The sequence below is a fragment of the Mycolicibacterium komossense genome (assembly GCF_025822605.1).
Lineage (GTDB): Bacteria > Actinomycetota > Actinomycetes > Mycobacteriales > Mycobacteriaceae > Mycobacterium > Mycobacterium komossense.
Genome location: NZ_JACKTY010000004.1, coordinates 52,584 through 71,868, shown reverse-complemented (window position 1 = coordinate 71,868; position 19,285 = coordinate 52,584). Strand labels below are relative to the sequence as shown.

21 protein-coding genes are annotated in these 19,285 nt (G+C 65.8%); 15 read left to right on the top strand and 6 right to left on the bottom strand.

Annotation, left to right across the window (positions count from 1 at the left end; genetic code table 11):
* Both H7J73_RS00505 and H7J73_RS00500 read right to left on the bottom strand, forming a co-directional pair.
* Positions 1-225 (bottom strand): MspA family porin (locus H7J73_RS00505; RefSeq protein ID WP_264065249.1); only part of this gene is annotated, 225 nt, incomplete at its 3' end.
* Positions 226-364: 139 nt separating this feature from the next.
* Positions 365-1,054, bottom strand: a complete 690-nt coding sequence (locus H7J73_RS00500; RefSeq protein ID WP_264065248.1) for a guanylate cyclase — start codon at positions 1,052-1,054, stop codon at positions 365-367.
* Between the two features lie 26 nt (positions 1,055-1,080).
* Between H7J73_RS00500 and H7J73_RS00495 the strand changes: the two genes are divergently transcribed.
* A complete protein-coding gene (locus H7J73_RS00495; protein WP_264065247.1) occupies positions 1,081-1,257 on the top strand; it encodes a hypothetical protein in 177 nt (58 codons plus the stop codon).
* Here the strand turns inward: H7J73_RS00495 and H7J73_RS00490 are convergent.
* On the bottom strand, positions 1,254-1,859 hold the full coding sequence (locus H7J73_RS00490) for a TetR/AcrR family transcriptional regulator (protein WP_264065246.1): 606 nt from the start codon (positions 1,857-1,859) through the stop codon (positions 1,254-1,256). The genes H7J73_RS00495 and H7J73_RS00490 overlap by 4 nt on opposite strands.
* 213 nt (positions 1,860-2,072) lie before the next feature.
* Here H7J73_RS00490 and H7J73_RS00485 point away from each other — a divergent pair, with 213 nt between their 5' ends.
* Both H7J73_RS00485 and H7J73_RS00480 read left to right on the top strand, forming a co-directional pair.
* Entirely contained in the window at positions 2,073-2,687 is a 615-nt protein-coding gene (locus H7J73_RS00485) for a maleylpyruvate isomerase family mycothiol-dependent enzyme (RefSeq protein ID WP_264065338.1), read from the top strand.
* 14 nt (positions 2,688-2,701) lie between these two features.
* Positions 2,702-3,667: a 2-hydroxyacid dehydrogenase gene (locus tag H7J73_RS00480; protein WP_264065245.1), complete on the top strand. Its 966-nt coding sequence runs from the start codon at positions 2,702-2,704 to the stop codon at positions 3,665-3,667.
* A 73-nt stretch (positions 3,668-3,740) separates the two neighbouring features.
* On the opposite strand, the gene H7J73_RS00475 is transcribed toward H7J73_RS00480, so the two are convergent.
* From H7J73_RS00475 to H7J73_RS00465, 3 genes are all read right to left on the bottom strand, one after another.
* Complete coding sequence (locus H7J73_RS00475; RefSeq protein WP_264065244.1) at positions 3,741-4,151, bottom strand: hypothetical protein; 411 nt, start codon at positions 4,149-4,151, stop codon at positions 3,741-3,743.
* Positions 4,152-4,233: 82 nt separating this feature from the next.
* Positions 4,234-5,085: an alpha/beta fold hydrolase gene (locus tag H7J73_RS00470; protein ID WP_264065243.1), complete on the bottom strand. Its 852-nt coding sequence runs from the start codon at positions 5,083-5,085 to the stop codon at positions 4,234-4,236.
* A 108-nt stretch (positions 5,086-5,193) separates the two neighbouring features.
* Positions 5,194-5,793, bottom strand: a complete 600-nt coding sequence (locus tag H7J73_RS00465) for a TetR/AcrR family transcriptional regulator (RefSeq protein WP_264065242.1) — start codon at positions 5,791-5,793, stop codon at positions 5,194-5,196.
* Positions 5,794-6,243: 450 nt separating this feature from the next.
* Here H7J73_RS00465 and H7J73_RS00460 point away from each other — a divergent pair, with 450 nt between their 5' ends.
* Genes H7J73_RS00460 through H7J73_RS00405 form a run of 12 tightly spaced genes read left to right on the top strand, consistent with a single transcriptional unit; the run spans position 6,244 to position 19,272 of the window.
* Entirely contained in the window at positions 6,244-6,954 is a 711-nt protein-coding gene (locus H7J73_RS00460; RefSeq protein ID WP_264065337.1) for an MlaE family ABC transporter permease, read from the top strand.
* The gene (locus H7J73_RS00455; RefSeq protein ID WP_264065241.1) at positions 6,951-7,802 is read left to right on the top strand and encodes an ABC transporter permease; all 852 of its coding nucleotides are present in this window, start codon (positions 6,951-6,953) and stop codon (positions 7,800-7,802) included. Before H7J73_RS00460 ends, H7J73_RS00455 begins: the two co-directional genes overlap by 4 nt.
* A gap of 17 nt (positions 7,803-7,819) precedes the next feature.
* A complete protein-coding gene (locus tag H7J73_RS00450) occupies positions 7,820-9,307 on the top strand; it encodes an MCE family protein (protein ID WP_264065240.1) in 1,488 nt (495 codons plus the stop codon).
* Positions 9,308-9,347: 40 nt separating this feature from the next.
* Entirely contained in the window at positions 9,348-10,376 is a 1,029-nt protein-coding gene (locus H7J73_RS00445; RefSeq protein ID WP_264065239.1) for an MCE family protein, read from the top strand.
* Positions 10,373-11,761, top strand: coding sequence for an MCE family protein (locus H7J73_RS00440; RefSeq protein WP_264065238.1), 1,389 nt, complete (start codon positions 10,373-10,375; stop codon positions 11,759-11,761). The genes H7J73_RS00445 and H7J73_RS00440 overlap by 4 nt, the downstream gene beginning before the upstream one ends.
* Positions 11,762-11,799: 38 nt before the next feature.
* Complete coding sequence (locus tag H7J73_RS00435; protein ID WP_264065336.1) at positions 11,800-13,101, top strand: MCE family protein; 1,302 nt, start codon at positions 11,800-11,802, stop codon at positions 13,099-13,101.
* Positions 13,098-14,240 (top strand): virulence factor Mce family protein, encoded by a 1,143-nt coding sequence (locus H7J73_RS00430; RefSeq protein WP_276030759.1) that lies wholly within the window; start codon positions 13,098-13,100, stop codon positions 14,238-14,240. The genes H7J73_RS00435 and H7J73_RS00430 overlap by 4 nt, the downstream gene beginning before the upstream one ends.
* A gap of 2 nt (positions 14,241-14,242) precedes the next feature.
* Positions 14,243-15,700 carry an MCE family protein gene (locus H7J73_RS00425; RefSeq protein WP_264065237.1) on the top strand — a complete coding sequence of 486 codons (1,458 nt, stop codon included), beginning with the start codon at positions 14,243-14,245 and terminating at the stop codon, positions 15,698-15,700.
* On the top strand, positions 15,664-16,365 hold the full coding sequence (locus H7J73_RS00420; protein WP_264065236.1) for an Rv1363c family protein: 702 nt from the start codon (positions 15,664-15,666) through the stop codon (positions 16,363-16,365). Before H7J73_RS00425 ends, H7J73_RS00420 begins: the two co-directional genes overlap by 37 nt.
* Positions 16,366-16,415: 50 nt before the next feature.
* On the top strand, positions 16,416-17,087 hold the full coding sequence (locus H7J73_RS00415; RefSeq protein WP_264065235.1) for a hypothetical protein: 672 nt from the start codon (positions 16,416-16,418) through the stop codon (positions 17,085-17,087).
* Positions 17,088-17,092: 5 nt separating this feature from the next.
* A complete protein-coding gene (locus tag H7J73_RS00410) occupies positions 17,093-18,022 on the top strand; it encodes an alpha/beta fold hydrolase (protein ID WP_264065234.1) in 930 nt (309 codons plus the stop codon).
* On the top strand, positions 18,019-19,272 hold the full coding sequence (locus tag H7J73_RS00405; protein ID WP_264065334.1) for a WS/DGAT/MGAT family O-acyltransferase: 1,254 nt from the start codon (positions 18,019-18,021) through the stop codon (positions 19,270-19,272). Before H7J73_RS00410 ends, H7J73_RS00405 begins: the two co-directional genes overlap by 4 nt.
* Positions 19,273-19,285 lie beyond the last annotated feature (13 nt).

The following is a 19,285-nucleotide window of genomic DNA, read 5'->3' as shown; positions in this document are numbered from 1 at the left end:
GTAGACAGCGCGCCCGGAGTGGAACCACTCACGGGTCAGCCGGTTGCGGTCCAGGGGGAACACACCGTTGAGGAACGTGTCCCACTGCTGAATGGTCAGCGTCCGGCCGGTGCCGTCCACCAGTGAGAGCTCATTGTCCAAGCCAGCATGCGAGGTGCCTGCCCCTGCGAACAGCGCTGCGATCGCAGCGATGAGCGCTACTAGTACTCGACTGATGGCTTTCATGATCTCCCTGGGTCCAAGCGCAGATGAGGGGACTCACAGCCCGCCCTTAGCTTGCGCTAACTAATTTGACTTTGGGAACTTAACAGTTACTTCACAGCTAGACAATGGGCTCGTCTGGATTGCAGCGAACTGGGAGTGGTCAGGCGACGACTGAAACTTCGGCGCCCAGCTCATATCCCGGTGCCAGTGGGAGGAGGTCGCCGCTCCAGAATGAGCCGGGGTCGAAGTAGTTCTCCCGTTTCTCGGTGGAGAGAAGTCCCATCTCCTCATAGGTGATCGCGACGGTCTCTGCGCAATAGGCCGTCGCCAGACTGGTTCGACGTTCCCGCTTGTCCCGCTCGGCGGATTCCCGAACCAACTTGTGCACGAACGGAAGGCCGCGGGTCCAGTCGCTGACCGTCGGGAGCCGGCCGCGGAACCAGCGGCCGGTCAGTCTTGCGGTGGTCGGGAATGCGGTGCCGTCCATCCGAGCGATGACCTGCAGCATGCGGTCTTCCTGCTCCCGGTTGGCAAAGGGCGAAAGCTGGCGCAGCCAGCAGCGTTGCTCGTACTTGTTCATCCACTGGTCGACCGCGGCCCGTAGATCGTTGAGCTGGACTCCGCGCTGGTTGGTGCCGGTCCACATGTCTACCAATCCGTGGCCGAGTTCGGCGTGCCAGATCAACGGTGGCAGGTCGTCGATCGCGACCGTCATGCCGACGTGGTTGACTGGACTGTTGGTCATCGTCTGGATGGCGCGGTCGGGGCCGGAACCGCCACGGAACAGCCAGATGTCTCCGGTCCTGGTGGCTTCGATCGCATGATCGAGGGACACCGTGCTCGCTTTCACGCTCGCAGCTTAGGCACACTGGCGGTATGCGCAACGTGTGGAAGTGGATCGGGCTGGCCGGTGTCGTCGGCGTCGCGGCGACCGGGGTGCTCGTCGCTCGAGATCAGCGTCGGCGTAATGCGTACACGCCGAACGACATTCGCGCTCGGCTGCACCAGCGGCTGGCCGAGGCCGAGGCCGCAAAATCCGCAGCAAGCAGCTAAGTCGTCAGCGCCCGATGCCACAGATTCGTCAGGACATCGGTCAGAACCTCGGGGGAGACCGGCTCGATGGGATCGAGAGTGGCCCGGTGTACCTGTGCTTCGACGCCGGTGACGAGCAGGGCGGCGACCAACCTTCGGTGCTCGCCTCCGACGTCGAGTCGCTCCAGGTGCCAAGCCACTTCATCGGCCATTGCCGCATCGGCTTCGCGCAGCCGCTTCTGTAGTTCCTCGGAGCGTGGCGCGCTGTCGTAGAGCAGGTGGTGCAGATGCGGCTCGTCGACGTGCATCCCGACGATGACGCTGATGACCGCGCGCAGCGAGTCCGCCAGCCCCGGCTGCTCAGCTCGCAACCCGACGAAGACGCTGACGATCGACTCGGTTCCGCTGGCCAGATGCCGCTCGGCCAGCGCGTAGAGCAGTGCATCTTTGTCGGCGATGTAGTGGTAGAGCGTGCCGATCGAAATCCCGGCCGCCTCGGCGACCCTATTGGTGGTCGTACCGGTATATCCGCATTCCGCGAAAATCTCGGCAGCGACGTCGAGCACTCGCTCATAGGTCTCACGCGAGCGTTGTTGGCGAGGAGCTGCGCGCGGCTTGGCCATTCCACCGACTTCCGAACCCGTGACTATTCGAGTAATCCTCGAAACCATAACTCGCGGAGTCGAAGACGAGAGGCGATTCGGTACGAAACTCTAAGTAATTTATCGCAGGCCATCCGCAACCCGCAGCCACTGTCGCCTGGTGACGATTTCCCCGATCCGCTTTCCTTCGGCGAACGAACCGGGTACGGCTGTCCTATGAGCCCAACGGACACCATGGCACTGGCTACCGCGGAACGCGCCGATCTCGCCGCGCTGGCAGCGGAACTCTCGCCCGCCCAGTGGGACGCGCCGACGCTCTGCACCGGGTGGCGGGTTCGTGACGTCGTTGCGCACACCATCAGCTTCGATGGCCTCGGCGCGATGCAACTGGCCGCGGTCTTCGCCAAGGGGCTGCTCTCGGTCGACCGGATCAACGACGTGGCGCTGGGCGGCTATGCGGAGCGCACCACCGACCAGCTGCGGGATCTTATGCGGACCCACACCAGGCCTGCCGGGCTGGCCACCGGCTCGGGTGGCCGGATAGCGTTGACCGACAACATGATTCACCAGCAGGACATCCGCAGGCCGCTCGGTTTACCGCGGACCATTCCGCCGGACCGGTTGCTGGTCGCCCTGCAGTTCGCGCGCACCGCGCCCTTGATCCGTGGCGCGTGGCGGGCCCGCGGGGTGCGGCTGCAGGCCACCGACCTCGACTGGGCAGCGGGTAACGGCCCGGTGGTGGAAGGTCCCGGCGAGGCGCTGCTGATGGCGATGGCCGCGCGCCCCGCCGCGCTCGCCGATCTCGACGGACCCGGGGTCGGCGCGCTAGCTGCGCATATCCACCGCTGACGCATGATGGACAGGTGACACCGCAGAAGAGAGACGAGATACTTCAGGTCGGGGCGCTGGAGTCGACGCTCGCCACAGAACTGGCCGCCAAGTACGAGACCCTGAGCTTGCCCGACGGCGGCGATCGCGCCGCGTTCCTGGCCGAGCACGCCGCCACCGTGCGGGTGATCGTCACCAACGGCAGGCCCGGCGTCGATGCCAAGCTCATTGCCGCCCTGCCCAATCTGGGCGCCATCGTGAACAACGGCGTCGGCTATGATTCGATCGACGTCGAGGCGGCGCGAAAGCACGGAGTCGGGGTGAGCAACACGCCCGACGTCCTGACCGACACCGTCGCCGACACCGCGCTTGGTCTGACGTTGATGACCTTGCGGGGCTTCGGATCCGCCGACCGGTACGTCCGGGCGGGCAGGTGGGCGCGCGACGGTGCCTTTCCCTACACCCGAGATCTCAATGGCCTGCAGGTCGGCGTTCTCGGGCTCGGCCGGATCGGGTCGGCCATCGCCAAGCGCCTCCTCGCCTTCGACTGTGCCATCGCCTATCACAACCGGCACGAGATCGCGGATTCGCCGTACCGCTATGCGGCGTCGCCGCTGGAACTGGCCGAGTCTGTCGACGTTCTGGTGGTCGCCGCTGCCGGTGGCCCGCATACCGAAAAGCTGGTCAGTGCTGAGGTTTTGGCTGCACTGGGGCCTGAGGGGTATCTCATCAACATCGCCAGGGGGAGCGTCGTCGACCAGGATGCCCTGATCGATCTGTTGGCGTCGGGGGGACTGGCCGGGGCCGGTCTGGATGTCTTCGTCGACGAACCGAATGTCCCGGCGCGACTGCGCGAACTGGACAACGTCGTGTTGCTCCCGCACGTCGGCAGCGCCACCGCCCGGACCCGCCGGGCGATGGCGCTGCTGACATTGCGAAACCTGGAGTCCTACTTCACTTCCGGTGACCTGGTGACACCAGTGCTGCGTCCGCGTAAATGATGGTGGCCAGGACGGCCGGGCTGTCCTGATCGACGGGCTCGGTGCCCAACGGGTGGTAGGCCTCGGAATTGGGCTAGACGCCGGTCGTCGAACCGGGCCGCACGATCATCAAGACCGTGACGGCCACCCACAGCAGGTTGAAGATGCCGGTGCTCATCCCCAAACCCTTTGCAGCAGCGGTATTTCCGGCAAGCACCCGGCGCTGGCCCGGGAGCACGCTCAGCACGAGCACCGCCGCGGCGATGGCGGTGAGCGCGATCGAGATCAGCACCCAGGCGTCCGTGAGCACTCCCAGCGCTGCCGCGGTGGCGATGCCGAGCAACGGCACCGCGATGCCGATCACCGAATACGTCGCGCAGATCCGATGCAGGACGGGGCCCGCAGGATCACCGGCATAGCGGGGAAACATGCTGCCCGCCACGGCAATCGGGCCGATCGCGAGGATCGCGACGATGACATGGACACTGAGCAGGATGGCTTTCATCGCGAGTCATCCTAGGAGAAGTCTTCGCCGGCGAGCCTGTGGCCAGATGGACAGACCTCGCCGGATTCTTGCCAGCGCCGCGTTACCGCGTCACGAATTGGACGACGGCCTCGCTGAACGCGTCGTTGTCGTCTCCCGCCGCAGTGTGCCCGGCGCCGGAGAGTTCGACGAATTCGGCCGCGGGCACCTTCTGTAGGAAGTCGTTGACGCCGGCCGTGCTGACCACGTCGGACAATTTGCCGCGGATCAACAGGATCGGAATCTGCAGCCCGATGGCGGCCGCTTCCAATTTGTCGGTCCGCTCGAACGGGTCATCCTGTGGCTTGGTCAAAAACGCCGGATCCCAGTGCCAGTACCAACGACCGTCGCGTTGCCGCAGATTCTTCCTGAGCCCTTCGGGGTTGCGCGGCTTCTGGCGGTGGGGCAGGTACTCGGCCACCGCGTCGGCCGCCTCCTCCAGCGAGTCGAAGCCGTGCACGTGGTTGAACATGAAATCGCGAATACGAGCGCTGCCGTCCTTTTCGAAGCGGGGCACCACGTCGACGAGCACCAGTTTCGTCACCGTGTCAGGTCCGGCGAGGTCGGCAACCATGATGCCGGTCAGCCCTCCCATGCTGGCGCCGATGATCACCACCGGCCCACCGATCGCCTCGATGATGTGCAGCACATCGCCGCTGAGTGACTCCAGCGCGTAGTCGGCGTCGGGAGCGCGATCACTGTCGCCGTGGCCGCGGGTGTCGACCGCGACGACGTGAAAGCCCCGATCTGCCAGCACGTCACCGGTCTTCTTCCAGGAGAATCGGTTCTGGCCGCCGCCGTGGAGCATCAGCATCGTCGGCTTGGACCGAGTCACTGCAGCGCCGCGGTTCCACTCGTCGCCGATGAGAGTGATGCCGTCGACTCCGGAAAACTCGACAGTCTCGTGTGCGCTCACGGGCGTCCTCTCGCTGTGGCCGGCATCTGACGTTACCTACGGCCCCGAGAGCGTCATCACCGGGCAGGACCGGGGCGCTTTGTCGCGCAGCTCGCTGCTTGAGGCCGCTTAGCTGATGAGCCGGTTGATGTAGCCGATGGCCGCATCGACCACGGGTAACACCTCGGCGGCGTCATCGCAGTCCATCACCATTCCCGCCGACTCGGACAGCACGCCAATCAGGATGCGCACCAGCAACGAATCACCGTCAGCGGCTGGGATGCCGATATCGAGTACCGATACCCATTCCCGGAACCGGGTGAGCATGTCGTCGCGCCGAATTCGGTCGAAACCCGGCGGAATATCGTCGGCGGCCAGCACTTTGGCGGTCTGGCGGTTGACCCAGACCGCATCCAAATAGGCCCTGAACTGGGCTTCGAACGAATCTGCCGCGGCGGCGGCCGCCGCGACCTCGGCGATGCGCAGTTCGACGTCCACGGCCATCCGCTCGTGGATCGCCAGGAACAATTCGGCCTTGCCGCCGAAGTGGTGATAAATACTGCCGATACTGGCACCGGAGGCGGTCACCACATCGCCGATGGTGGCCACTGTGTAACCACGCTCGCGGAACACCTCGATCGCGGCGTCGAGAATGCGTTGTTGGGTGGCGTCGGTGGTGGCCCATCGCCGCTGGCGCGGAACCGCGCTCACGTGCGCCGGGGCTGGCATGGAAAGACCGTATCGCAGTGCTTGCCGGAAAAACTGGTGTCAATCGCTAGCGCAAAGCCGATATCGGCGCCCGGAGCCCGACGGAATCCATTTCACCAAACCATTCACGCCGGACCCAATTTCTATTTGCTGGCGGCGACGGTGCCGGTCAGGCGGGGAAGTGGGACCGGCGAACCGGCACCCCGATGCGCACGGTATGCGAAGATCTTCACGGCCGGCAGGCGGCCGTGGCGGTACTCGTTGCGGCGTCTGTCGAAGTGTTGCTCGGCTCGAAAACGGTGGTGTACGTTCTTCGTCAGTCCTGTGTCACGAGTCACAGCTTTAACGCAGGAAGCAGGTTCGTGTGTCGGAGGGAATTCAACGGCCCGTGATGCTGTGGAGGATGGCGAGCTAGTGGTTACCTCTGACGCGTTCTCGAAGCCGGTCCGCTCCGTCGGCGGGTTTTTCGCCATGTCGTTGGACACCTTCGTGGCCATGTTCAAGCCGCCGTTCGCCTGGCGGGAGTTCCTGCTTCAGACCTGGTTCGTCGCGCGCGTGTCGATCGTGCCGACGCTGATGCTCTCCATCCCGTTCACCGTGCTGCTGGTGTTCACCTTCAACATCCTGCTCGTCGAGTTCGGCGCCGCGGACTTCTCCGGGACCGGGGCGGCCATCGGAACGGTCACGCAGATCGGCCCGATCGTGACGGTGCTGGTGGTTGCCGGCGCCGGCGCCACCGCGATGTGCGCCGACCTGGGCGCCCGCACCATCCGCGATGAGCTCGACGCACTCCGGGTGATGGGTATCAACCCGATCCAGGCACTCGTGGTGCCCCGCGTCCTCGCCGCCACCCTGGTGGCACTGCTGCTTTCGGCTTCAGTGGTCGTCGTCGGCATCACCGGCGGCTTCTTCTTCTCCGTCTACATCCAGCACGTCACGCCCGGCGCCTTCGTCGCGGGTCTTACGTTGCTCACGGGCCCCGCCGATGTCGTCGTCTGCCTGGTCAAGGCCACTCTTTTCGGACTGTCGGCCGGCCTGATCGCCTGCTACAAGGGCATCTCCGTGGGTGGCGGCCCCGCCGGCGTGGGTAACGCGGTCAACGAGACCGTGGTGTTCACCTTCATCGCGCTGTTCGTGATCAATGTGCTCGCCACCGCCGTCGGGGTGAAGGCAACCATATGACCGCGCACTCGACGACCGGCCGGATTCGCCTGCGCCGCACGCTGGACGGCTGGGCCGAGAGCTGGAACCGGATCGGCCGGCAGACCAAGTTCTACGGCTACACCATCAAGGGCATCGGGACGGCGTTCGTCTACTACCGCGTGGAGATCGTCCGGCTGGTCGCGCAGATGGGACTCGGTGCCGGAGCGCTCGCCGTCATCGGCGGCACTATCGCCATCGTCGGCTTCCTGACGCTGTCCACCGGTGCACTGGTCGCCGTGCAGGGCTACAACCAGTTCTCCTCGATCGGTGTCGAGGCGCTCACGGGCTTCGCCTCGGCGTTCTTCAACGTCCGGTTGATCGCACCGCTGACCGCGGGCGTCGGGATGGCGGCGACCATCGGTGCCGGTGCCACCGCCCAGCTCGGCGCGATGCGGATCAACGAGGAGATCGACGCACTGGAAGTGATCGGCATCCGCACCATCGGCTACCTGGCCTCAGCCCGGGTGGTGGCCGGTGTGATCGTGGTGATCCCGCTGTACTGCGTTGCCGTGCTGATGTCCTTCCTGGCGGCGCGGGTTGGTACCACCTTCATCTACGGGCAGTCCACCGGCGTCTACGACCATTACTTCAGGACGTTCCTCAACCCGGTCGACCTGATCTGGTCGTTCCTGCAGGCCGTGGCGATGGCCTTGGTCATCATGCTCGTGCACACCTATTACGGCTTCACCGCTTCCGGCGGGCCGGCCGGCGTCGGTGAGGCCGTCGGACGGGCGGTGCGCACCTCACTCATCGTCGCCGCCCTCGTCACGGTGATGATCTCACTGGCCGTCTACGGTCAGTCCGGCAACTTCAACCTGTCCGGATAAGCGGGGCGGGAACTCACATGGACGAAGACGACAAGGGACTGCACCCGGCGTGGTGGACCGCGATCCTGCTCGCGGTGATCGTCGGTCTGGTCTACGTGACGGCGTCGCTGTTCACCGGCTCGTTCAACTCCTATGTCCCGATCACGCTGACCTCGGACCGCGCCGGCCTGGTGATGGAGGCCGGCGGCAAGGTCAAACTGCGCGGGGTCCAGGTGGGCCGGGTCAGCTCGATCTCCGGGGGCAATGCCCTTGGCCCTGCCCCGGTATCGCTCAAACTCGAGATCTTCCCGGACCAGATCCAGCACATCCCGGCCAATATCCAGGCCAAGATCCGCGCCACCACGATCTTCGGTGCGAAGTTCGTCGATCTGGTGTACCCGGACGATCCCAGCCCCCAACGGCTCGCGGCCGGTCAGGTGCTGAAATCGGAGAACGTCAGCACCGAGGTCAACACCGTCTTCCAGAACCTGGTCGGCGTGCTCGACCAGGTCGACCCGGCCAAGCTCAATGCCATCCTCTCTGCGCTCGCCGAGGGCGTCCGCGGCCAAGGTGAGCGAATCGGGCAGGCCACCACTGACTTCAATCAGGTGCTGCTGGCGCTGAACCCGCGCCAGGACACGGTGCGCGCGGACTGGCAGGCGCTGAAGGGTTTCAGCGACACCTACAGTGCTGCCGCGCAGAACATCTTGTCGACGCTGAACGCGGCGAGCACCACCAGCGTCACCGTCACCAACAACGCCAAAGCGCTGGATGCGTTGCTGCTCAACGTAGTTGGGCTCTCCAACAGTGGTATCGCCCTGCTGGCGCCGAACCAGGCCAACCTCATCAAGGCCGTCAACGTGCTCGAACCGACGACGAACCTGCTGATGAAGTACAACCCGGAATACACCTGCATGCTGGTCGGCGCGAAGTGGCTCCTCGACAACGGCGGTTACGATGCCACCGGCGGCAACGGCCGGACCTTCCTGGTCGACGGCGGTGCGCTCGCCGGTGACGACCCGTACCGCTATCCGGAGAACCTCCCGATCACCGGCGCCAAGGGCGGCCCCGGCGGTCGACCCGGCTGCGGTTCGCTGCCGATCGTCGACAACAACTGGCCGGTGCGCCAGCTGATCACCAACACCGGTTTCGGCACCGGCGTCGACGTCAGGCCCAACCCGGGCATCGGCTTCCCCGGTTACGGCAACTTCCTGCCGGTCACCCGCGGGGTGCCCGAACCGCCGAGCATCCGTAACACTTTCGGCGGACCGGCGCCCGGCCCGTACCCCGGACCACTGTGGCCTAAGGTCGTCCCGGAACCGGGTGACCATCCCTACGGTGCGCCGATGTACAACCCCGACGGCACGCCGATCTGGAACAACCTGCCGCCGGCCCCGCCGCCAGGCCAGCCGATCGATCCAGGCCCGCGGCCCGGCACCGAACCGTTCGTGGTGCCGTTCCCGGGACAGCAGCCCACCCCGCTGCCACCCCAACCGCTGCCGCAGGAGGCCGCACCCGCACCCTGACCCGATAACCGACCAAGTGAACTGAGGAGAGGCAGCAGCCGTGAAAGACAATCTGGGAGGCGCGATCTGGCGTCTATCCATCTTTGTCGTGGTCTGTCTGCTTGGCATGTTCTCGTTGTTCGCCGTTTTCGGTCAGCTGCGCTTCGAGAAGACCCAGAGCTATCGCGCGGTGTTCAGCAATGTCACGGGGCTCAAAGCCGACGATTTCGTGCGCATTGCCGGTGTCGAGGTCGGCAAGGTGCAAGACCTTGTGGTCCAAGACGACTCGACGGTGCTGGTGGATTTCACCGCTAACAATTCGGTGGTGTTGACCCAGGGCAGTCGGGCTGTCATCCGCTACGACGACCTGATCGGCGGGCGGTACCTGGCGCTGGAGGACGGTGCCGGGGGCACCAAGAAGCTCAACCCCGGTGACACCATCCCGGTTGACCGCACCGAACCCGCGCTGGACCTCGACGCGCTGATCGGCGGATTCCGCCCGTTGTTCAAGGCGCTTGACCCGAATCAGATCAACGCGCTGTCCGGCCAGCTGATCAGTGCTTTCCAGGGGCAAGGCGCGACGATCGGCTCGATCCTCACGCAGACCGCCTCGCTGACGAACACCCTCGCCGACCGCGATCAGTTGATCGGTGAGGTCATCACCAACCTGAACACCGTGTTGGGTTCGCTTGCCGGGCAGAGCGATCAGTTCGGTAAGGCGGTGACATCGCTCTCGGATCTGGTCAAGGGTTTGGAAGCCCGCAAGACGGATATCGCCAACGGACTGGCCTACACCAACGCTTCTGCGGGGACCATCAGTGATCTGCTGGCCCAGGCGCGCCCGCCGTTCAAGAAGGTCGTCACCGAAACCGACCGGGCCGCTGGGATTGTCGTGGCCGATCACGACTACTTCGACAACCTGCTGAACACATTGCCGGATTCCTACCAGGTGCTGCAGCGCCAAGGTATCTATGGCGACTACTTCACGTTCTATCTCTGCGACATCACGCTCAAGTTGAATGGCAAAGGCGGCCAACCTGTCTACGTCAAGGTTGCAGGTCAGGACACCGGGAGGTGTGCGCCGCGATGAAACCCTTCGGTGAACGCAACCCCTTCGTCATCGGCATGGTCGGCATCATCGGCCTGGCCGTGATCATCCTGGCCGCGTTGAACTACCAGCGGCTGCCATTGCTGAACCAGGACAAGAGCTACTCCGCGTATTTCGCCGAGGCCGGCGGCCTGACCAACGGCGCACAGGTACAGGTTTCGGGATTGGCCTCGGGTCAGGTCACCGGGATTTCTCTGGACGGCCAGCACGTCTTGGTGAAGTTCCAGGTCAACAAGAACATCCGCCTCGGTGACCGCACCGAGGCGGCGATCAAGACGAAAAGCCTCCTGGGAACGAAGTTCCTTGAGGTCACCCCGCGCGGTGACGGCAGCCTCGACGGCACCATCCCGGCCGACCGGACCCAGTCGCCCTATCAGCTGCCGGATGCGCTGGGCGACCTGACCGTCGCCATCAGCGGTCTCAACACCGACCAGCTCTCCAATTCGCTTCGGGTGCTGTCGGATACGTTCTCCGAGACCCCGCCCGACGTCCGGGTTGCGGTCGAAGGTGTGGCGCGGTTCTCGGATACCCTCAACCAGCGTGATGCCGAACTGCGTCAGCTGCTCGCCAACGCCAACAAGTCGACAGGAGTGCTGTCCGAGCGCAGCGACCAGGTGGTCAGCCTGGTGCAGAACACCAACTCCCTGCTGGCCGAACTTCGCCAGCAGAGCACTGCGCTCGAGCAGATCTCGGGCAACATCTCGACGCTGAGCAATCAGCTCCAGGGCTTCATCGGCGAGAACCGGAACACGATGAAGCCGGCGCTCGACAAGCTCAACGGTGTGCTCGCCACGATCGACAATCGCAAAGAGCGCGTGCAGAAATCGATCAAGATGTTGGGTGTCTACGCGATGCAGCTCGGCGAGTCCGTGGCGTCGGGTCCGTTCTTCAAGTCCTATATCGCCAACCTGATCCCAGGTCAGTTCTCGCAGCCGTTCATCGACGCCGCGTTCTCCGACCTCGGGCTCGACCCGAACACCCTGTCGCCGTCGCAGCGGGTCGATCCGCAGATCGGCCAGCAGGGCACTCCCGCACTGCCCGTGCCGTTCCCGCGTACCGGCCAGGGTGGCGAGCCCAATCTGAACCTGCCCGACGCCATCACCGGTAACCCCGGCGACCCAGGGTGCGGCCCGCCGGGAATCCCGCTGCCCGGCCCGACCGGCTGCTACCCGTACCGCGAACCGATCCCACCCGGACCGCCCGGTGGTCCGCCGCCAGGACCGCCCGCGGTGTCGCCGCCGGGCATCGGAACGACCCCGTTGCCCACCCCCGCCCCCGTATTCGTGCCGGCGCCGGGTGAGGTACCTGCGGTCACCCAGACCCTCGGTCCCGCTCCCGGACCCGTTTCGCCGGAGGGTGGACAGTGAACCTTTCCCGTGGAACCAAAATCGGTCTGGCCGTCGTCATGGTCCTGACCCTGGTCGGCGGCGTCGCGGTGCTGCTGCGCCCCGGAGGGCCGATCAACCGGACGAATGTCGTGGCGTACTTCGAGAACAGCAACGGCATCTTCGTCGGCGACGATGTGGTGATCCTCGGCGTCCCGGTCGGCCAGATCGCCAAGATCGAGCCCGAGCCGCAACGGGTGAAGATCTCCTTCTGGTACGACAGCAAGTTCAAGGTCCCTGCCGATGCGAAGGCGGCGATCCTGTCTCCCGCGCTGGTGACCAGCCGGGCGATCCAGCTCACGCCGGTCTACAGCAGCGGGCCCGCACTGGCCGACAAGGCCGTGATCCCGCAGGAGCGCACCGCGGTGCCGGTGGAGTACGACGACTTCCGTGAACAGCTGAAACGACTGACCGACACCCTGCAGCCGACCGAGCCCGGCGGCGTCAGCACTCTGGGTGCGCTGGTCAACACCACCGCCGACAACCTGCGTGGACAGGGCGCCGACATCCGGCAGACGATCATCAAGCTGTCGCAAGCGTTTTCGGCCCTCGGGGACCACAGCACCGACATCTTCTCGACGGTCAAGAACCTGTCGATCCTGGTCTCGGCGCTGCAGCAGAGCACGGATCTGATGCGTCAGCTCAACCAGAATCTGGCCAACGTGACCGGGCTGCTGTCCGACGATCCCAATGGAATCGCCAATGCGGTATCGGATCTCAATGCCGCCGTCGGCGACGTGCAGAGCTTTGTCGCCGACAACCGGGAAGCGCTCGGCACCACCTCGGACAAGCTCGCCTCGGTCAGTACTGCGCTCACCGCCAGCCTCGACGACATCAAACAGGTGCTGCACGTCGCGCCGAACACATTGCAGAACTACGTGAACATTTATCAGCCCGCCCAGGGTGCGGCGACCAGCGCCCTGGCGGTCAGCAACTTCAGCAACCCGATCTCCTTCCTGTGCGGTGCCATTCAGGCGGCCTCGCGGATGGGTGCCGAGCAGTCGTCCAAGCTGTGCGTGCAGTACCTGGCGCCGATCATCAAAAACCGTCAGTACAACTTCCCGCCGATCGGGCAGAACCTGTTCGTCGGCGCCTCCGCCCGGCCGAATGAGCTGACCTACAGCGAGGATTGGCTACGCCCGGATTACGTCCCGCCGCCAGGGCCGGCAGCCCCGGCGCCCGATGCCGGCGCAGCACCCGCCGGCGGTCCGCCGCTGGCCGCCGAGGCGCCGACAGCTCCGCCACCGGCCGACACGGTCGTCGCGACCGATCCAAACGCCGGCCTGCAGGGCCTGATGGTCCCCGCCGGAGGCGGGTCATGACCGGGACGCGCGGCGTGCGCGCCGCCATCGGTGGACTCGTGCTCACGGCTGCCATGGCCCTGTCGGGCTGCGGTGACTGGCAGGGGCTCAACTCGCTTCCGCTGCCCGGCACCTCCGGTCAAGGCCCCGGCGCATTCACGGTTCAGGCCCAGATGCCCGATGTGAACAACCTCAAGCAGAACTCCCGGGTCAGGGTCGGTGACGTCACCGTCGGCAACGTCACCAAGATCGAACGTCAGGGTTGGAACGCACTGGTCACCATGACGCTCAACGGTGATGTCGTGCTGCCCGCGAACGCGACCGCGGTGATCGGGCAGACCAGTCTGCTCGGTTCGCTCTATGTCGGCCTCGAGCCTCCCAAAGATGCTGCGCCGCAAGGCAGGCTGCACGAGGGGTCACTGATCCCGCTGTCGTCGGCCGGCGCCTACCCGAGTACCGAGCAGACGCTGGCCGCGATCTCCTTCGTCCTCAACGGTGGTGGCATCAACCAGATTCAGGACATCACCCAAGCCTTCAGTCAGGCGTTCACCGGCCGTGAGGCGGATCTGCGCAGCCTGATCGAGCAGCTCGACATCTTCATCGGCTACGTCAACGATCAGAAGTCCGACATCATCAGCGCCAACGAGAGTCTCAACAATCTGGTCGGCCAGCTCGCCGCCCAGAAGCCGGTGATCGACACCGCGCTCAAGACGATTCCCGATGCCCTCAAGGTGCTGAGAGACGAGCGCGAGAAGCTCGCCGATGCGTTGACTCAGCTCGGCAAGTTCAGTGCGCTGGCGGCGGATTCGGTCAATCAGACCAAAGAAGCCCTGGTCCAGGAACTCAAGGACCTGGGGCCCGTCCTGCAATCACTGGCCGACGCCGGACCGGCGCTGACTCGGGCACTGAGTTTCTATCCGACCTTCCCGTGGCCGAAGGAGACGCTCACCAACTGGATGCGCGGTGATTACGGCAACCTGTCGCTGACCTTTGACCTGACCCTGAGCCGGATCGACTCCGGCTTCTTCACCGGAACGCGGTGGGAGGGCAACCTCACCGAGCTGGAGCTGCAGTGGGGCCGCACCATCGGTCAGCTGCCGAGCCCCTACACCGCGGGTAACCCGCTGATCGTGCCCTACCACTGGGATCAGGGGCCGTAGACATGAGAATGACGCGAAAGATCTGGATCCAGATCACGATTTTCCTGTTGGTCTCGGTGGTTGCCGGGTCGATCATGGTGTTCAACTTCATGGGCCTGCCGAACCTGCTGTTCGGTGTCGGCCACTACCGGGTCACGCTGCAACTGCCTGAGGCGGGCGGCCTGTACGCCCGCGGCAATGTCACCTATCGCGGCACCGAGGTGGGCCGGGTCGAGAGCGTCGAACTCACCGACACGGGAGTGGCGGCGACACTGTCGCTGCGCTCGGATATGCCGATCCCTGCCGATCTGGATGCCCAGGTGCACAGCGTGTCCGCGGTCGGCGAGCAGTACGTCGCGCTGCTCCCGCGCAGCGGTAACGGGCCCGTCCTGAAAGAGGGCGACGTCATCCCAGCCGACCGGACTTTCGTGCCGCCGGATATCAACACGCTGCTTGATGCGACAAACCGTGGCCTGCAAGCGATTCCGCGCGACAGTCTCAAGACCACGATCGACGAGGCGTACACCGCGGTGGGCGGCTTGGGCCCCGATATCTCCCGGTTCGTCAAGGGCTCGACGGCGCTGGCCATCGATGCGCGCGCGAATCTGGACTCGCTGACCACGCTCATCGACCAGTCCAAGCCGGTGCTGGATTCCCAGACCGACACCGCCGACTCCGTCTCGGCGTGGGCGTCGCACCTGGCCAATATCACCGGGCAGCTCAAGAGTCAGGACCAGGCCGTCGCGGGCGTCATCAACAAGGGGTCGCCGGCAGCCGACGAGGTGCGTGCCTTGTTCGACCGGCTGCAGCCGACGCTGCCGATCGTGTTGGCCAACCTGGTCAGCCTCGGTGAGGTGGCCGTCACCTACCAGCCCGATATCGAGCAGCTGCTGGTCCTGCTGCCCCAGGGCGCTGCTGTCACGTCGGCCACGGGTACCGCCAACCGTCACCAGAAGCACATCGGTGCCTATCTGGACTTCAACCTGAACCTCAACCTGCCGCCACCATGCAACACGGGTTACCTGCCGCCTCAGCAGCAGCGGGTGCCGGCCGATCAGGATTACCCCGACGCCCCGGCAGGTGACCTGTACTGCCGCGTGCCACAGGACTCGGTGTTCAATGTGCGCGGTGCGCGCAACATCCCGTGTGAAACGGTGCCCGGCAAACGTGCACCGACGGTGAAGATGTGCGAAAGCACCGACGTGTATCAGCCGCTGAACGACGGCTTCAACTGGAAGGGTGACCCCAACGCCACGTTGTCTGGCCAGCCCATTCCACAGTTGCCGCCGGGCACGCCACCTGCGCAAGCGGCGCAACCTGTGAATCCGGCACCCCCGCCCATCGCGGCTGCCGAATATGACCCAGCCACCGGCACGTACGTTGGACCGGACGGGCGCGTGTACACACAAGCTAACTTGGCCAGAGATGCCAAAGAGGAGCAAACATGGCAGACGATGCTGCTGCCCCCGAAGGGGAACTGAGCGAGTCGACTCACGAGGAGCTGAGCAGCCGAGCAGACGTCACCGCTTCCTCCGACGGGTCACCGGAATCGCCGTCGAAGGCCGATGCTGAGCCCACCGACGCGGTGGACGTAAACGAGGATGCCGAGGACACCGATCTCGTCGAGGCTGAACCCGCCCCGGCGGAGTCGAAACCGGGGATGTCGCACGTGCGGGTCGCCACGATCATCGGTCTGGTCGTCGTACTCGCGCTGGGCGGCTTGGTCGGCTGGCTGGGTTTCCGCGCCTACGAATCGCAGAACGCCGAACGGCAGCGGGAGTTGTTCCTGCAGGTCGGTCGGCAGGGGGCGCTGAACCTCACCACCATCGACTTCGAGCATGCCGATGCCGATGTGCAGCGCATCCTAGATTCGGCGACCGACACGTTCTACGACGACTTCTCCAAGCGGTCGCAGCCGTTCGTCGACGTCGTCAAGCAGGCACAGTCGAAGTCAGTCGGCACGATCACCTCGGCGGGTCTGGAGTCCGAAGACAACGACGGCGGGCAGGTGCTCGTCGCAGTGACCGTGAAGACGTCGAATGCCGGTGCCGCAGAACAGCAGCCGCGGGCATGGCGGATGCGGATCATGGTCAAGAAGACTGGCGATGACGAAGCAAAAGTCTCCAACGTCGAGTTCGTCCCGTGACCCCGGACACCGGCGAAACCGAATCGACGACAGAGAAGGACGATCGGGCTGTGGCCTCTAACACAGGCGCTGAAACGGATTCCGCGGCCACCGAGCTGACCGAATCCAGTGCCACCGAACTGACGGATGCCAACGAGTCGAAGGCCGCCGAAACGGAAACCGACGAAACGGAAACCGGCGAGACGGACGCGGCTGACGAACCCGGCGCAGCGCCAGCGGAGAAGGTGGCGAAGCCCGGCGTGAACTGGGCCAGGGTGCTGGCCTACGGCATCCTGCCGGGCCTCGCGCTGATTCTCGGCCTCGGTGCCGGCTTCCTCAAATGGGAGGACTCGTCGGTCCGGGACGCCGATCTGGCGCGCGTCGAATCGGTTGCAGCCGCCAAGGATTCGACGATCAAGCTGCTGTCGTACAAGCCCGACACCGTCGAAAAGGACCTCACCTCGGCCCGCGACCTGCTGGCCGGTGACTTCCGGGACTCCTACACGCAGCTGACCAACGACGTGGTGATCCCGGGTTCCAAGGAGAAGCAGATCTCCGCGGTGGCGTCGGTTCCCGCCGTCGCGTCGGTATCGGCCGAGCCCAACCATGCGGTGGTGCTGGTGTTCGTCAACCAGTCGGTGATCGTCGGGAGTGACGCACCCACGTCCACTGCCTCCAGCGTCCAGGTGACATTGGACAAGGTCGGCGACCGCTGGCTGATCTCCAAATTCGATCCCGTCTAGGTCACGTGAACGCAGAACCCCGATCGGTTGACATCGCCACACCCGCGGTGACCCTGCGGGTACTGGTCTGGGACGGCCCCGAGCCCGACGCGCCTATTGCGTTGTGCCTGCACGGTTTTCCCGATACCGCCTACGGCTTCCGTAAACTGGCGCCGTTGCTGGTCGCGGCCGGCTACCGGGTGGTGGCCCCGTTCATGCGCGGTTACGCACCGTCGTCGCTACCGACCGACGGTAGCTACCACATCGGCGCGGTGATGCATGACGCGTTGCGGGTGCGTGACGAGTTCGGCCCGTCCGACCGCGACCTGCTGATCGGGCATGACTGGGGGGCGATCGCCGCGACCGGGCTGGCCGCGCTCCCCGCTGATCACCTACCCGTCCCATTCGCCAAAGCCGTGATCATGTCGGTTCCACCGTCCGCGGGGTTCCGGGCTCCTTCTAGCGCAGCTGACCGGGGTCGGCTGCTGGCCAAGCTGCCGGCTCAGGTGTTGCGCAGCTGGTACCTCCTGTTCTTCCAATTGCCTTGGCTGCCAGAGCGTTCCAAAGCCCGGATGCTGCCGTTGCTGTGGCGGCGCTGGTCGCCCGGCTACACCGGCGGCGACCTCGCCGACGATCTGGCCCATGTCGAGGCGGCGATCGGCGCGCCCGCCCGGTGGCGGGCGGCACTGGGCACCTACCGGGCGATGGGCCGCAATACGTTGCCGCCCGCACCCTATAGCGAGCTCCACCGGCACTGGCTATCCGCGCCCAAGCTTCCGGTGCTGTACCTGCACGGCCACGACGACGGATGTTTCACACCGGGTTTCACGCCGTGGGTGGAGAAGGTGCTGGCGCCCGGTAGCAGCACCGGCATCGTCGAGCACGCTGGGCACTTCCTGCAACTGGAGCAGCCGCAGCGGGTGGCCGAGCTCATCATCGAATTCGCCCACCTCTGAGCGTGCGCCGGCTCGCGGCGGTCGATGCGCAGACCTTCTGGATGTCGACTCAGGTGCCCAACGATCAGTTCCTGCTGTACACATTCGCCGGCGTCTTCGACGGACTGGACGACGTGCTGGCCGGCCTGGCCGATCGGGCCCGCGCCTGCCCCGACCTGACGATGCGGGTCGCCGACGGTTGTGCGCTGCGTTACCCGCGCTGGGTCCCTGCTCCGGTCGACGCGAATCAGGTTCGGCTGCATGCGGCGGGTCTGAGCTGGGCGGCCTGTCTCAGCGTGGTCGCGGCCCTGGCCGACGACCAGCTCGACCCGCGAAGCGCCGCGTGGCGGCTGCATGTCTTCGCCTCGGTGAGCGGGGCTCCCGGCGCGTCATCGCCGGTGACGGTCGCCGTCGTGCAGATCGCGCACTGCCTGGCCGACGGCACCCGCTCTGCCGAGTTGGCGGCGTGGCTGTTCGGCCGTGACGTCCCCGTCCGCCCGCTCGCCGCGGGCCGTCGCGGCAGCCTCGTCCTGCGCGGTATCACCGCCGCCTGCAGCCACCGGGCGATGGTGCGCGATCTCGAGGCGGGTCGGCTGGCGCCCGCCGGTGAGCCCCAGCTGCCGATATTGACCAACAACGCACCCGCCGGCCCGCGGCGGATACGGACATTGTTGCGCCAGCGTTCCGCGCTGCCAGCCGGCCGGACCGTGACCGTCGCGGTGCTGAACGCGATCGGCGTTGCGCTGGACGGATATCTGCGTGACCGCATCGAGGATCCGGCTCGGCTGAGCGCCGAGGTGTTGCTGGCCAAGCCAGGAATCCGGCTGGCGCAGAACCATTTCCGCAGTATCGGAGTCGGGCTGCATCCCCGGCTCGATCCGATTGCCCGCGCCGGCGCGATCGACGCGGACCTGCGGGCCGGCCGGTCGCGGGCCGAACATCCGGCCACGCTGGCGGCCGACCGTGCCTTCGCCGCGACGCCCGCCCCATTGTTGCGCTGGGGGGTCGCGCAGTTCGACCCGGCCGTTCGGGCCGCGCGGGTCACGGGAGCCACGGTGGTATCGAGCGTCAACCGGGGGCCGGCGGACCTGCATTTCGGCCCCGCGCCGGTGCTGTGGACCGCCGGTTACCCGGCGCTGTCGCCGATGATGGGCCTGACGCACGGGGTGCACGGGCTCGGCGACACCATCGCGGTCAGCGTGCACGGCGCCGAATCCGGCGTCGACATCGACGATTACACGGCGCGGCTGGACTGCGCGTTGGGTCGCTAGGCGGCCCGCTATG

What these genes read in the sequence shown, in the direction of transcription:
- H7J73_RS00495 (WP_264065247.1), top strand. Translation starts at nt 1,081, where the DNA reads ATGCGCAACGTGTGGAAGTGGATCGGGCTGGCCGGTGTCGTCGGCGTC.
- H7J73_RS00490 (WP_264065246.1), bottom strand. Translation starts at nt 1,859, where the DNA reads ATGGCCAAGCCGCGCGCAGCTCCTCGCCAACAACGCTCGCGTGAGACC.
- H7J73_RS00485 (WP_264065338.1), top strand. Translation starts at nt 2,073, where the DNA reads ATGGCACTGGCTACCGCGGAACGCGCCGATCTCGCCGCGCTGGCAGCG.
- H7J73_RS00475 (WP_264065244.1), bottom strand. Translation starts at nt 4,151, where the DNA reads ATGAAAGCCATCCTGCTCAGTGTCCATGTCATCGTCGCGATCCTCGCG.
- H7J73_RS00465 (WP_264065242.1), bottom strand. Translation starts at nt 5,793, where the DNA reads ATGCCAGCCCCGGCGCACGTGAGCGCGGTTCCGCGCCAGCGGCGATGG.
- H7J73_RS00460 (WP_264065337.1), top strand. Translation starts at nt 6,244, where the DNA reads ATGTCGTTGGACACCTTCGTGGCCATGTTCAAGCCGCCGTTCGCCTGG.
- H7J73_RS00455 (WP_264065241.1), top strand. Translation starts at nt 6,951, where the DNA reads ATGACCGCGCACTCGACGACCGGCCGGATTCGCCTGCGCCGCACGCTG.
- H7J73_RS00450 (WP_264065240.1), top strand. Translation starts at nt 7,820, where the DNA reads ATGGACGAAGACGACAAGGGACTGCACCCGGCGTGGTGGACCGCGATC.
- H7J73_RS00440 (WP_264065238.1), top strand. Translation starts at nt 10,373, where the DNA reads ATGAAACCCTTCGGTGAACGCAACCCCTTCGTCATCGGCATGGTCGGC.
- H7J73_RS00435 (WP_264065336.1), top strand. Translation starts at nt 11,800, where the DNA reads ATGGTCCTGACCCTGGTCGGCGGCGTCGCGGTGCTGCTGCGCCCCGGA.
- H7J73_RS00430 (WP_276030759.1), top strand. Translation starts at nt 13,098, where the DNA reads ATGACCGGGACGCGCGGCGTGCGCGCCGCCATCGGTGGACTCGTGCTC.
- H7J73_RS00425 (WP_264065237.1), top strand. Translation starts at nt 14,243, where the DNA reads ATGAGAATGACGCGAAAGATCTGGATCCAGATCACGATTTTCCTGTTG.
- H7J73_RS00420 (WP_264065236.1), top strand. Translation starts at nt 15,664, where the DNA reads ATGGCAGACGATGCTGCTGCCCCCGAAGGGGAACTGAGCGAGTCGACT.